At 74.8% G+C, this 13,033-nt stretch carries 9 protein-coding genes and 3 tRNA genes; 4 read left to right on the plus strand and 8 right to left on the minus strand.

Annotation, left to right across the window (positions count from 1 at the left end):
• Positions 1–7 precede the first annotated feature (7 nt).
• On the plus strand, positions 8–1,210 hold the full coding sequence (locus tag ACGFX4_RS27550; RefSeq protein WP_393079644.1) for a globin domain-containing protein: 1,203 nt from the start codon (positions 8–10) through the stop codon (positions 1,208–1,210).
• 39 nt (positions 1,211–1,249) lie between these two features.
• Here the strand turns inward: ACGFX4_RS27550 and ACGFX4_RS27555 are convergent.
• From ACGFX4_RS27555 to ACGFX4_RS27565, 3 genes are all read right to left on the minus strand, one after another.
• A tRNA-Arg gene (locus ACGFX4_RS27555) sits at positions 1,250–1,325 on the minus strand.
• A gap of 33 nt (positions 1,326–1,358) precedes the next feature.
• Positions 1,359–1,434, minus strand: a tRNA-Arg gene (locus ACGFX4_RS27560).
• 142 nt (positions 1,435–1,576) lie between these two features.
• Positions 1,577–1,667, minus strand: a tRNA-Ser gene (locus ACGFX4_RS27565).
• 171 nt (positions 1,668–1,838) lie between these two features.
• On the opposite strand from ACGFX4_RS27565, the gene ACGFX4_RS27570 reads away from it, so the two are divergent.
• Positions 1,839–5,249: a PAS domain-containing protein gene (locus tag ACGFX4_RS27570; protein ID WP_393079647.1), complete on the plus strand. Its 3,411-nt coding sequence runs from the start codon at positions 1,839–1,841 to the stop codon at positions 5,247–5,249.
• A 7-nt stretch (positions 5,250–5,256) separates the two neighbouring features.
• On the opposite strand, the gene ACGFX4_RS27575 is transcribed toward ACGFX4_RS27570, so the two are convergent.
• Together ACGFX4_RS27575 and ACGFX4_RS27580 are read right to left on the minus strand one after the other, a co-directional pair.
• Positions 5,257–6,720: an ATP-binding protein gene (locus tag ACGFX4_RS27575; protein ID WP_393079649.1), complete on the minus strand. Its 1,464-nt coding sequence runs from the start codon at positions 6,718–6,720 to the stop codon at positions 5,257–5,259.
• Positions 6,713–7,390, minus strand: coding sequence for a response regulator transcription factor (locus ACGFX4_RS27580; protein WP_393079652.1), 678 nt, complete (start codon positions 7,388–7,390; stop codon positions 6,713–6,715). Before ACGFX4_RS27580 ends, ACGFX4_RS27575 begins: the two co-directional genes overlap by 8 nt.
• Before the next feature lie 217 nt (positions 7,391–7,607).
• Between ACGFX4_RS27580 and ACGFX4_RS27585 the strand changes: the two genes are divergently transcribed.
• Positions 7,608–8,234: a PepSY domain-containing protein gene (locus ACGFX4_RS27585; RefSeq protein WP_393079655.1), complete on the plus strand. Its 627-nt coding sequence runs from the start codon at positions 7,608–7,610 to the stop codon at positions 8,232–8,234.
• A 96-nt stretch (positions 8,235–8,330) separates the two neighbouring features.
• On the opposite strand, the gene ACGFX4_RS27590 is transcribed toward ACGFX4_RS27585, so the two are convergent.
• The 3 genes from ACGFX4_RS27590 to ACGFX4_RS27600 form a co-directional block, all read right to left on the minus strand.
• The gene (locus ACGFX4_RS27590; protein ID WP_393079657.1) at positions 8,331–8,864 is read right to left on the minus strand and encodes a DUF4396 domain-containing protein; all 534 of its coding nucleotides are present in this window, start codon (positions 8,862–8,864) and stop codon (positions 8,331–8,333) included.
• A 104-nt stretch (positions 8,865–8,968) separates the two neighbouring features.
• Positions 8,969–10,630, minus strand: coding sequence for a long-chain fatty acid--CoA ligase (locus ACGFX4_RS27595; protein WP_393079659.1), 1,662 nt, complete (start codon positions 10,628–10,630; stop codon positions 8,969–8,971).
• 144 nt (positions 10,631–10,774) lie between these two features.
• Positions 10,775–11,824 carry a DUF1906 domain-containing protein gene (locus ACGFX4_RS27600; RefSeq protein WP_393079662.1) on the minus strand — a complete coding sequence of 350 codons (1,050 nt, stop codon included), beginning with the start codon at positions 11,822–11,824 and terminating at the stop codon, positions 10,775–10,777.
• 140 nt (positions 11,825–11,964) lie between these two features.
• Here ACGFX4_RS27600 and ACGFX4_RS27605 point away from each other — a divergent pair, with 140 nt between their 5' ends.
• Entirely contained in the window at positions 11,965–12,921 is a 957-nt protein-coding gene (locus ACGFX4_RS27605) for a DMT family transporter (RefSeq protein ID WP_393079665.1), read from the plus strand.
• The last annotated feature ends 112 nt before the right edge of the window (positions 12,922–13,033 follow it).

Raw genomic sequence — 13,033 nt, forward strand, 5'->3', positions numbered from 1 at the left:
CGCCGCGGTGCCCTTCGACCCCGCGGTCATCCGCGCCAGCTTCGCCGTCGTCGAGCGCCGCGCCGACCAGCTGACCAAGTTCTTCTACGCCCACCTGTTCACCCACAACCCCGGCGTCCAGGACCTCTTCCCGGACCGCCTCGCCGAACAGCGCGACCGGCTCTTCGCCGCTCTCACCCAACTGGTGCTGCGGCTGGAGGAGCCGGAGAAGCTGACCGGCTACCTGGCGGCGCTCGGGCGCGACCACCGCAAGTTCCAGGCCGCGCCCGAGCACTTCCCCGCCGTCGGGGCCAGCCTGATCGCCGCGCTCAAGCACTTCTCCGGCCACGCCTGGACGCCCGAGATCGAGAAGGCGTGGACCGAGGCCTACACGGTCATCTCCCAGGCGATGATCGACGCCGCGGCCGCCGTCCCGGCCGACACCCCCGCCTGGTGGGAGGCCGAGGTGGTGGACCGCCGACGCGCCGCCCCCGACATCGCCGTGCTCACCCTGGCCCCCGACCGGCCGTACTCCTTCACCGCCGGCCAGTACCTGACCGCCTGCTCGCCGCGGCAGCCCCGGGTCTGGCGCCCGTACTCGATCGCCTGCGCCCCCCGCCCCGACGGGACGCTGGACCTGCACGTCCGCCGGGTGCCCGGCGGACTGCTCTCCACCGCCCTGGTGAACGACGTCATGCCGGGCGAGCGGCTGCGGCTCGGCCCGCCGCTCGGCGACGCCGTCCTCGACCCGCACTCCGACCGGCCGCTGCTCGCCGTCGCCGGCGGCACCGGCTGGGCCCAGGTCAAGTCCCTGCTCGAACAGCTCGCCCTGGACGGCGGACGGCCCGCCAACGTCTTCCTGGCCGCCCGCTCCGACGCCGACCAGTACGACCTGCCCGCCGTCGAGGACCTGGTCGTCCGGCACACCTGGCTGCGGGTCGCGCTCGCCGCCCCCGCCGACGGCGGCACCCGGCCCGAGGCCACCGAACTGCTCCGCGAGGGCCTGCGCAGCTACGGCGACTGCACCGGCCACGACATCCACCTCAGCGGACCGCCGGACCTCGCCCCCGAGATCGCCCGGCAACTGCTCGGCCAGGGCGCCGACCCCGAACTGCTCCGGCACGACCCGGTCGCCGACACCTTCAACCGCAGCCGCCCGCTCACCCCCGCCGAGTGGTTCCTCGACCAGCGCGACATCCCGTGGATCAACCGCACCGAGCTGGGCGGGTGAGAACGACGAAGGCCCCGGACGGAGTCCGGGGCCTTCGGCTGGTGCGCTCAGCAGGATTCGAACCTGCAACCTCTTGATCCGTAGTCAAGTGCTCTATCCGTTGAGCTATGAGCGCTCGGACGACCCTGACGGGCCGTGAGCGGGGAGGTGGTGCGCTCAGCAGGATTCGAACCTGCAACCTCTTGATCCGTAGTCAAGTGCTCTATCCGTTGAGCTATGAGCGCTCGCCCTGTCGGCCTGGGCCTCCGGGGCGGTGCGGGGACAACATTACATGACCCTCGACCTGGGACGAAATCGGATTGATCCGCTCGGACCCGGGCAAGCGTCGAAGCCCCGGGATCCATGATCACCGGGGCTTCCACGAGGCGGAGGCGGAGGGATTTGAACCCTCGATGGGCTTTAAGACCCAAACCGCATTAGCAGTGCGGCGCCATAGACCGGACTAGGCGACGCCTCCTTCACTCGGACCGCCCCGGCAGCTTCACCGGCGCACTCCGCGCGACTGCGATGATGCCACAGCCTGAGGCCCTGGCACCAACCACGGACAACGATACTGGGCGGGTCCTCCACGACGCAAAGAAGAATGAGATACTTCAGCCTCCGGAGAGCCGTGAGGAGACCTGTCGACGTGAGCAGCAGGCCGACCCGAGGCGCTGCTCGCCTCGCCGCGATACTCGACGCACTGCCCGACCCGCTGTTGCTGGTGAACAGCAACGGCACCGTGGTGGACGCCAACCAGGCCGCCGTGCAGAGCCTTCAGGCGCCCGGCACCTCCCTGGTCGGGATGGGCGTGCTGGACCTGCTTCCCGAGTTCGACCCGAGCCGGATCCCCGGCTCGATGCGGCCACCGGCGAGCGAGACCGAGAGCCTGGACCGACCCGTCCGGATGACCGCCCGCCGGACCGACGGCACCACCTTCACCGTCGAGGTCTCCGGCAACGACTTCACCGACGACGGCACCGGCGAGGCGCACGGGTTCCTCTCGTACGCCACCACCGACCGGGACCTGCTGCTGCTCCTGGTCCGCGACCTGACCAACCGGCTCGGCGTCGAGGCGGAGCTGCGCCGGCAGCACAAGCAGACCGAGATGATCCTGCGGGCCGCCGCCGAGGGCGTGCTCGGCGTCGACCTCGACGGCCGCGTGGTGCTGGTCAACCCGGCCGCCGCGCACATCCTCGACTACCGGGCCAGCGAGCTGGGCGGCCGCGAGCTGCACCCGCTGATCCAGCACTCCCAGCCGGACGGCAGCCCGCTCGCCCTGGAGGGCTCGGCGCTGCTCGACACCCTGATGTCCGGCCGCAAGCACCGGGTGAAGAACACCGTGCTGTGGCGCAAGGACGGCTCCCCAGTGACCGTCGACCTGACCACCGCCCCGGTCCGCGACGGCGACCAGCTGGTCGGCGCGGTGATGACCTTCACCGACAAGACCCGCGAACTCTCCCTCAACGCCCGCAACGAGCACCTGACCGCCGTCCTGGAGCAGGAGCTCGGCGACGCGCTCGGCGCCCTGCACCGGCGGATCGACGCGCTGGCCGGCGACCCGGCCGGGCAGCTGTGGCCGGAGGCCAACTGGACGCTGCGCCGGCTCGCCGACGAGTGCCGGCGGTTCGAGCGGCTGATCGAGGGCGTCCTGGACCACCAGCGCTTCGAGGCCGGGGCGGACGGCGGCAAGAACGCCCTGGAGCTCGAACCGGTCGGCCTGGACGCGGTCGTCCAGCTCGCGGTCGAGCAGGCCGGCGAACTGGTCGGGCCCGGCCGGGTCCGCTACTCGGTGCACGCCGCTGCCGTCGAGGTCGCCGCCGACCGCGAACGCCTCGCCCGGGCACTCGCCCACCTGGTCGCCGACGTCAGCGGGGTGACGCCCTCGCTGGAGGCCGGCGGCGGCACGCCCTCGCTCGGCGTTCCGGCGCTGCCGCCGTCCGGCGGGGACGTGCCGATGGTGGTGCTCGCCGCCGCCCAGCGCGGCACGGTGGCGCGGATCGAGGTCCGCGGCCCGGCCCGCAAGGCCAGCGCCGTCCACCTGCCGATCGCGCGCTCGGCCGTCCAGCGGCACGGCGGCGTGCTCCAGCGCCACGAGCTGCCCAACCGGGCCGGCACGACGTACGTGGTCGAGCTGCCGCTGGACCCGGACGCGGCCGCGGCCGGTCCCGAGGCGCGGCACGTCCCCAAGGACACCGACACCGCGATGCTGCCGGACCTGCCGGAGGTCGCCCCGGCGGCCGACGGCGCGGCGGACGGCGCCCGCGGCAGTGGTCGCGCCGGTGGTCGGCCGGACACGGCCGGAACGCCGAAGGACGACCGGAACGGCGCGGCCGCGGCGGCCTCCGGCCCGGCCGCCGGTGCCGACGGCGCGCCGCGCGGGCCGATCGCGCTCGGCCCGGGCCGGGCCGACGACACTCCCGCGCAGGTCCCGGCGGGCGAGCAGGCAGCCGCTCCGGCCGCCGACGCCGCGGTCGAGGCAGGCTCCGGGCCCGGTACGGAGGGTGCGCCCGCCGAGTCGCAGCAGGCCGCCGACTCCGGTCGGGCCTCGCGGCGCCGGCGCAAGGCCTCCGCGGGCGAGGAGTCGCACGGCGCGCTGTCGCTTCCGGGCATCCCGGACCCCGGCACGCCGGTGTACCCGGGCCTGGAGCACGCGCTGCCCGCCGGCCCGCCGGCCACCGCGGCGGCGACCCCCGCGGTCCAGCCGACCGGCCGCCGCCGGCGCCTCGCGCTGCCGACCGACCACACCGACGCCTCCGAGGCGGCGACCACCGTCCTGCCCGCCGTACCGGCCCTGCCGCCGGCGGCCGAACGGCCCGCCCCGGCCGTCGGCGAGCTGCCGGCCGGACAGCCGGGCGACCAGGATGCAGTCGACGGGACCGACCGGGTGGCCGCTCAGGGCGCTCAGGCCGGGCCGGGCGTTCCGGGCACCGGCCTGGCACCGGTCTCGGGTGCGCTGGAGCTGGCCGGACGGCAGGAGCCCGCGGCGGAGCCGGCGCAGCCGCGCCCGGTGAGCAGCGGGCTCGGCGAGTTGGCGCCGCCGCGTCCGATGGGCGGCGGCTTCGCGACGACCTTCCCGGGGGCGGAGGCGGCGCGGCCCGAACTCGCGCCCGCCGAGATGAACGGGGCCGCCGGCGCGAACGGCGCGCTGAACGGCACGGCGAACGGGACGGCCAACGGCGCTGCCCAGGCCTCGGGCTCGGGCTCGGCCTCGGTCGAGCTGCGGACGCCGCCGCGGCCGATGGCCGAGCTGGCCGCCGCCAAGGAGTCGCAGCCGGAGATCGAGGCGCAAGCCATGGTCCCGAGCGTCGACGGCACCCCGCGCCGGCTGCTGGTGTGGCCCGAGCCCGACCCGTCGACCAAGCAGGCGCTGACCGACCGCGGCTACCGCCCGGTGATCGTCCGCTCCCGCGAGGAGGTGGACGCGCAGATCGCGGGCCTGCCCGCGGCGCTGTTCGTCGACCCGCTGACCGGGCCGATCACCCGGACCGCCCTGCAGTCGCTGCGGACCGCGGCGCTGAACAGCCGGGTGCCGGTGCTGGTCACCGCCGGCCTCGGGCAGGCCACCCGGGACGCCGCGTACGGCGCGGACCCGGCCGTGCTGCTGCGGGCGCTCGCGCCGCGCGACAGCGAGCAGCACGCCGCACGCGTGCTGCTGGTCGAGTCCGACCCGGACATCGCGGCGGCGCTGATCGCCAGCCTGGAGCGGCGCGGCATGCACGTCGAGCACGCGGCCGACGAGAACGAGGCGGTCGCCCGGGCGAGCAGCGTCCAGCCGAACCTGGTGGTGATGGACCTGCTGCAGATCCGCCGCCGCCGGGTCGGCCTGCTGGACTGGCTGCGCGCCAACGACCGGCTGTACCGGACCCCGCTGGTCGTCTACACCTCGGTCGACCTGGACCCGCAGGAGCTGCCGCGGCTGCGGACCGGCGAGACGGTGCTGTTCCTCGCCGAGCGCTCGACCACCGAGGACGTGCAGTCCCGGATCGTCGACCTGCTGACCCGGATCGGCGCGATGGGCGAGATGTCCGTCGCGGGCGGTGTGCCGCAGGCGGGCTGACTGCCGGTCAGCCCGCGGCCGGGAGGTCCCCGGCCAGGGTGTCCCCGGCCAGGGTGTCTCCGGCCAGGGGCAGGCGCAGGACGAACCGTGCCCCGGGCGCACCGGGCGGCTCGGCGGCGAGGGTGCCGCCGTGGTGGGTGGCCAGGTCGCGGGCGATGGCCAGGCCCAGTCCGGCACCGCCGAGTTCGCGGCTGCGCGCGTCGTCGAGCCGGGTGAACCGTTCGAAGACCCGCTCACGGTCCTCGGCCGGGATGCCCGGGCCGTCGTCGCGGACCTCCAGGACGGCGGTGCAGCCGACGGCCCGGACCCGGACCTCGATCCGCCGGTCGGCGTAGCGCTGGGCGTTGTCCAGCAGGTTGGTGAGCAGGCGGGCGAGCCGGGTGCGGTTGCCCCGCACGGTGGTGCCCGGCGTCAGGTCCGCGGCGACCGGGACGCGTTCGGGGCCGCGGACGGCGAGGGTGTCCTCGCAGAGCCGGGCCAGGTCGAGCGGCTCGGTGGCGACCGGTTCGGCGGCGTCCAGGCGGGCCAGCAGCAGGAGGTCGGCGGCCAGGTCCTGGAGCCGGACGGTGTCCTCCAGGGCCTCCCGGACCAGCTCCGGCCACGGCGCCGACCCCGGGTGGGCGAGGGCGACCTCCAGCTGGGTGCGGAGCACGGTGATCGGGCTGCGCAGTTCGTGCGAGGCGTCGGCGATGAAGCGGCGCTGGCGGGTGCCCGCGTCCTCCAGCCGGTCCAGGGTGGCGTTGACCGTCGCGGCGAGCCGGGCGACCTCGTCGTCCGTGTGCGGCACGGGCACCCGGCGGTGCAGGTCGTGCTCGGTGATCTCGGCGAACTCGGCCCGGATCGCCTCGACCGGCTGCAGCGCCCGCCCCGCCACCCGCCACGTCACCAGCGCGACCGTGAGCAGCAGCAGCGGCACCCCGACCGCGAGTGACAGCGCGGTGGCCCGGAACGCGGCGTCGATGTCGCGCAGCGAGGTCGCCGCGTAGACCGTGTACCGGCCGACCGGGCCGACCGTGGTGGCCTGGACGACGCGCTGGCGGTATTCCCCGTCCACCAGCACCGGCGCGTCCGGGGGCTGCGGCGGCTGCGGCCGGACCGGTGCGTCCCAGCCCTCGACCGCACGAACGTCCCCTCTCGGCGGCCCGAGCAGGCCCTGACTGAACGCCACCACCGCGCCGTTCTCGTCGACGACCTTGACGAAGTCCGCGCCCCGCACCGGGAGCACGGGCGGGAGCCGGCCCGCCGCCGCCATCTTGGCGATGCCCATGGCCTGCTGGGTGGCGGCGTCGTCCGCCCGGCTGAGCAGGTACGAGTGCAGCATCGCCATCAGGGCGACGGACGCCGCGCCGAGGGCGAGGGCGACCGTGGTGGTCGCGGCGAGGGTCGCCCGCGCGCGGACCGAGCGCGGGACCAGGCGGGCGGCACGGCGGCGCAGCGCGTCGACGGGGCGGGGTGAGGGGCGGTCAGCCACCGTCCACCGCCAGGCGGTAGCCGACGCCGCGTACGGTGCCCACGGTGGCGCGGCCGTACGGGGTGTCGATCTTCCGGCGGAGGGCGCTGATGTGCACCTCCACGATGTTCGGGTCGCCGTCGAAGGCGGAGTCCCAGACGCTCTCCAGGATCTCCCGCTTCGACACCACCCCGCCGCCCGCCCGGGCCAGGCACTCCAGCACGGCGAACTCCCGGGCGGTGAGGCGGACCTCCGCGCCGGCGCGGGTGCAGGTGCGGCGCGCGGGGTCGACCGCGAGGTCACCGAAGGCGAGCGTCTGCGGGAGGCGGCGGCCGGTCCGGCGCACCAGGGCGCGCAGCCGGGCCACCAGCACCACGTACGAGAACGGCTTGGAGAGGAAGTCGTCGGCGCCCGTGTCCAGCGCCTCCGCCTCGTCGTACTCGCCGTCCTTCGCCGTGAGCATCAGGATCGGCGTCTCGTCGCCCGCGGCCCGCAGCCGGGCGCACACCCGGTAGCCGTTCAGCCGGGGCAGCATCAGGTCGAGCACGATCGCGTCGTAACCGTGCTCGGTGGCCAGCCACAGGCCCTCCGCGCCGTCGTGGGCGAGGTCGACGGCGAAGCCCTCGGCGCGAAGCCCGCGCTGCAACGCGGCGGCGAGCCGCCGTTCGTCCTCCACCACCAGTACGCGCATGGCGTACAGGGTGGCAGCAGGGTTGTTCGTTCGGCCTAAACGCCTTCAGCGGACCTTCAGCCTCGGCCGACCCGGCGCCGACGACCCGGCGCCGACGGGACCGCTCGCGGATGCGGCCCTGCGACGGCCGCCGCGGTGTCTTCAGGTTGGCTTCAGGAGGGTGGCGGCATGCTGACGGCCTGCCGGGCAGGGGTTCCGGCGGTACGAGGAGCGTGTGATGTCGGAAGCGAACGGGCCGGAGCCGGTGGAGACCGCCGGGGAGGAGCCGGTGGCGGCGAAGCCGTCCGGGCGGCGGGGGTTCGTGTGGCTGCCGCGGCGCCGGTGGGCGCGGTGGACGGCGGGTGCGGCCGCGGCCGTGGTGCTGGGGGCGCTGGCGGGGACGACGGTGGTGGTCGCCGCTCACCACGACGGGATGCGGGTGCGGGCGTTCGAGGGGGAGGGGAAGCCGTTCCCGCCGCTGCCGGGTGGGGTGTTCCGGGGTCCGAACGGTGAGGTCCGGGCGCTGAAGGGCGGCCCCGAGGGCTACCGGGTGGACGGGGACGGCCCGGCCGTACCGGTGGCACCGGGCCTGCCCGGGTTCGTCGTGGAGGGCCGGGGGACGGCGCAGGGCGGCGGGAAGCTCGCGCCCGCTCCGCTGCCGTCGGTCGCGGCGGACCAGGCGCTGGCCAAGGCGGTCGCCGCGGTGCCGGGCGGCAAGGCCGCCGGGCTGACGGTGGTCGGCCGGGAGGGCGGGGGCAGCTCCTGGCTGGTGGAGGTGCTCGGTTCGGACGGGGTGCGGCACCTGGTGACGGTGGACGGCACCGACGGCTCGGTCACCGGCAACACGGTGGCCGACGGCCGCTGAGCGGTCCGGGACCGCAACGGGGGCGGACGCGGGGCGGCCCGCCGGGGAGAGGGGATCTCCCGGCGGGCCGCCCCGCGTCGCCGTTCCGACGGCGGGTCAGTGGTAGGCGTGGACCACGGCGTGGCCCTTGCCGCGGCCGATCAGCCAGCGGTTGACCGGCACGGTGACCAGGAAGGCGAGCACCAGCGAACCGGCGAGCGACCCCCAGAACAGCAGGTCGCCGAGGCCCGCGTCCATCGCGCCGGGGACGGCGACCATCGCGGTGTTGTCGATGATCTCCATAACCACGATCGACACGGTGTCGGCCGCCAGCGCGACCTTCACCGCCTGGCCGAAGGTCAGGCCGGCGCGGAGGACGCCGCGCATGGTGAGCGCGTAGCCGAAGACGAAGGCGAGCAGGACCGAGAGCACGATGGTGGTGCCGTTGTGCAGGCCGAACGCGGTGCCGATGACCAGGCCGAGGACCTCGCCGACGGCACAGCCGGTGAGGCAGTGCAGGGTGGCCTGCGCGGCGGTCCGCCAGCTGCTCCCACCGCCGCCGTGGTGCGCGTGGTGCTGGTGCTCGTGCTGGGCGTGCTGCTCGTGCTGGTGCTGGTGCTGGGCGTGCGCTGCGTGGTCTCCGTGGTTCATGGCCGGCCCCCGTCCTCGTCAGGCTGCGTGTTGCGTTACGACTGCCATAACAACATACCCCCTGGGGGTATTCCGCAGCCTGACGGGAATCTTCTCCGGCCGGGTTACTCCTTGCCGAGGACGGTGACGTCCAGCTGGTCGGCGGCGTACTCGGCGCGGATCACCTTCTTGTCGAACTTGCCGACCGAGGTCTTCGGCACCGCCTCCACGATCGCCCAGCGCTCGGGCAGCTGCCAGGACGCGATCCGCCCGGCCAGGAACGCCCGCAGCTCGGGGAGGCCTGCGGTGGCACCGGGCCGCAGCACCACGGTGGCCAGCGGGCGCTCGCCCCACTTCTCGTCCGGGACGGCGACGACCGCGGCCTCGGCGACCTCGGGGTGGGCCATCAGCTGGTTCTCCAGCTCGACCGAGGAGATCCACTCACCACCGGACTTGATCACGTCCTTGGCCCGGTCGGTGAGGGTGAGGAAGCCGTCCGGGGTGATGGTGCCGACGTCGCCGGTGCGCAGCCAGCCGTCCTCGCTGAACTTGTCGTCGGGGCGCTCGGGGTCGTTGCCCGCGCCGCCGAAGTACGCGCCGGCGATCCACGGGCCGCGGACCTCCAGCTCGCCGGCGGCCTCGCCGTCGTGCGGCATCCGCTCGCCGGCCGGGCCGATCAGCCGGGCCTCGACCGAGGCGGGGAAGCGGCCCTGGGTGACCCGGTACGGCCACTCCTGCTCGGGGGTGAGGCCGCCAGGCGGGGTGGCGAAGGAGCCGAGCGGCGAGGTCTCGGTCATGCCCCAGGCATGCACCACGCGAATGCCGTGGCGCTCCTCGAAGCCCTTCATCAGGGCGGGCGGGCAGGCGGAGCCGCCGATCACGACCATGCGCAGCGAGGAGACGTCGTAGTCACCGCCGTCCAGCTCGTCCAGCAGGCCGTTCCAGATGGTCGGGACGGCGGCGCTGACGGTCGGCTTCACCGCGGCGATCATCTCGGCGAGCGGCTTGGGCTGCAGGAAGCGGTCGGGCATCAGCAGGTTGGCGCCGGACATGAAGGCGGCGTGCGGGATGCCCCAGGCGTTCACGTGGAACATCGGGACCACCGGCAGCGCGGTGTCCTGGGCGGTCAGGCCGAACATGTCGGCGGCGTTGACCTGCAGGCAGTGCAGGTAGACGGAGCGGTGGCTGTAGACCACACCCTTGGGGTCGCCGGTGGTGCCGGAGGTGTAGCAGAGGGCGGCGGCGGTCCGCTCGTCCAGGTCGGTGCGCCACGGGTAGTCGTCGGGGCGGTCGGCGATCAGCGCCTCGTACTCGTGCACGGTGCCCGCGAAGCCGGCCAGCAGCGCCGGGTCGTACGCGCCGGAGACCACGATGTGCTTGAGGGTGTCGTTCAGCTGCGGCAGGACGCCGGCCAGCAGCGGCAGCACGCTGCCGTTGACGATGATCACGTGGTCGGCGGCGTGGTCGATGATGTACGCCAGCTGGTGGGCGGGCAGTCGCAGGTTCAGGGTGTGCAGCACGGCGCCCATGGAGGGGACCGCGAGGTACACCTCCTGGTGCTCGGTGTTGTTCCACATCAGGGTTGCGACCACGGTGCCCTCGCGGACGCCCAACTCGTCCCGCAGCGCGTGCGCCAGCCGTCCCGCCCGCGCGCCGACCTCGGCGAAGCTGCGGACCACCGGGCCGGTGCCGTCCCAGGTGGTGATGGTGGAGCCGCCGTGGATGGTGGACCCGTGCACCAGGATCCGGGCGACGGTGAGCGGAACGTCCTGCATCGTGCTGTACACGCGGGGTCCTCCTTGACCGGGCGACACTCGGCTACCCGCTAGTAGCCGGGGTTCCGCCCGATTCTTCCGCCGCGGCCGCAGCTCTGTCAGCAGCCGCGACCCAGATGAGACCTGCGGCTCACCCGGAGTCGCCCTCGCGGACGGTCAGCGGGCGACCGGCGCGTCCAGCCGGTTGCGGTCGATGTTGAGGGTGACGCCGCCGTACGACTCCTGGACGTTGCCCTGGTACTGGTGGATCCGGCCGCGGTCGCTCCACAGGTCGGAGGCGCCGAGCGCGCCGGCACCGTCGGTGGTGGTGGCCCTGCCGTCCCAGCGGGCGTACCAGACCGCGTCCGGCAGCGGGGAGCTGCCGGCCCGGGCGGCGGCGGCCAGGTCGGCGACGCCGGAGTCGGTGGAGGAGTAGAAACCGGAGCGGTAGCCCGCCTTGTGCAGCGCCTGGGTCCAGCCGAGGGTGAACTCGACCACCGCCTGGCTGCACGCCGACTCGCGCGGGTACGACTCGATGTCCAGGTAGACCGGGCTGCCGCCGCGCAGGCCGAGCGCCTTCATCGCGCGGACCGCCGCGGCCGCCTCGTCCCGGCCCTGCTGGGCGGCGCGCGCCGGGTCGATCCGGCTGGTCTTGCGGCTGATCGTGGAGCACGGCGCCTGCAGGCCGACGTGGGTGGGGATCAGCCGCCAGCCCATCTCCTGGGCCTTCGACACCCAGTCGGCGGTGAGCCGCGGCTGGTCGCAGGCGCGCTGCGCGCCGCTCACGTAGATGCCGAGCGCGCCGTACGGGGAGGTGCCGCGCCAGGCGCGCAGGGTGTCCAGCGAGGGGGCGGTGCAGGCGTCGAAGCCCTCGCCGGTGAACAGCTCCTGCGGGAGCGACTCGCGGCGCTTGGCCCAGCCGGTGTCGGAAAGCACCTTGCGGGTCAGCACGACCGGCTTCGGTGCCGGTTCGAGCCGGGCCCGGCCGATCTGGGCGCTGCGGCCGGGTCGGGCGAGCTGGGCGGTGAGCTGGGCGGCGGCCAGCTCGACGGTGTCGGTCGCCGCGACCGTGGTGGTCGTGGCGGTTCCGTCGGTCGCGGCGGCGGGTCCGCCGGAACCGGCGGCGGCGGTCGTGACGGCGGGCTCCGGCTCGGGGAGACCGCCCTCGGCGGCGAGGAGCAGGACGAGAGACGCGGCCGTCAGGGCCGCCGGTCCGAGGAAACGCACCCTCCAGAGCTACTGACCGTTCATCACATAGGGGTGCGGACACGCTGAGGGCGTGACGTCGATCACCCTGGTGGCGGGTATCCGACCTGCAGAAGTAACTGGCTTTGACCTTGTGCACTCCTTACGCCAGACTCGTCTGCATGCCCAGCACCACCACCGCCACCACCGGCCCCGCGCTCACCACCGCCCCCGACGTCCGCTCCTTCTCCCGGCCCGTGGTGGAGGTGCGACGACGCGCGCGAGGCGTCCCCGCGCCGGTGCTGTGCATGGTGTCGATGGTCGCGGTGCAGCTCGGCATCGCCGCCTCCAAGCCGCTGTTCGGGGTGCTCGGCGTCGCCGGGGCGACCTTCCTGCGGCTCGCCTTCGCCGCCGCTCTCCTGCTCGCCTTCACCCGGCCCCGGCTGCGCGGCCGCAGCCGCCGCGACCTGGCGATGGCCGGGCTGCTCGGCGTGGCGTCCGCCGGGATGACCGCACTGTTCGCCGGCGCCGTCGACCGGCTGCCGATGGGCACCGCCGCCACCATCGAGTTCCTCGGCCCGCTCGCCGTCGCCCTGGTCTTCGCCCGCCGGGCCGGCCACGTCCTGTGGGCGCTGCTGGCCGGCGGCGGCGTCGCCCTGCTCACCCTGTTCGGCACCGAGGGCCCGGACGGCGCCGGACTCGACCCGGTCGGCCTGGCGTACGCCTTCGGCGCGGCCGCCTGCTACGCCGGGTACATCCTGTTCACCGACAAGGTCGGCGCCGCCTTCAAGGGCTTCGAGGGGCTGGCCGTCTCCTTCACCATCGCCACCGTCGCCCTGGCACCGTTCGGCGCCGCGGAGGCCTGGCACGGACTGGCCGCCTCCGACACCCCGTGGCTGCCGCTGCTCGCCGTGGCCGGTGTGGCACTGCTCTTCCCGGTGCTGCCGTACGCGCTGGAGATGACCGCGCTGCGACGGATGGAACAGCGGGTCTTCAGCGTGATCGTCAGCCTGGACCCGGCGGTCAGCGCCGCGGTCGGCCTGCTGGTGCTCGGTCAGCTGCTGGGCTGGCCGCAGGTGCTGGGCATCGGCTGCGTGGTGCTGGCCAGCGTCGGGGCCACGCTCACCGCGCGCCGCTGACGCCCTCGCGTCGGGCACGCGGGAGGGGCGGGGGGGGGGGGGTGCCCCCCCCCCCCCGGGGGCGGGCGCCCCCGGGGAACCCCCCCCAGCGGGGGCCCATTAGGGCCCGGGC

It is taken from the genome of Kitasatospora sp. NPDC048365 (assembly GCF_043200835.1).
Lineage (GTDB): Bacteria > Actinomycetota > Actinomycetes > Streptomycetales > Streptomycetaceae > Kitasatospora > Kitasatospora terrestris.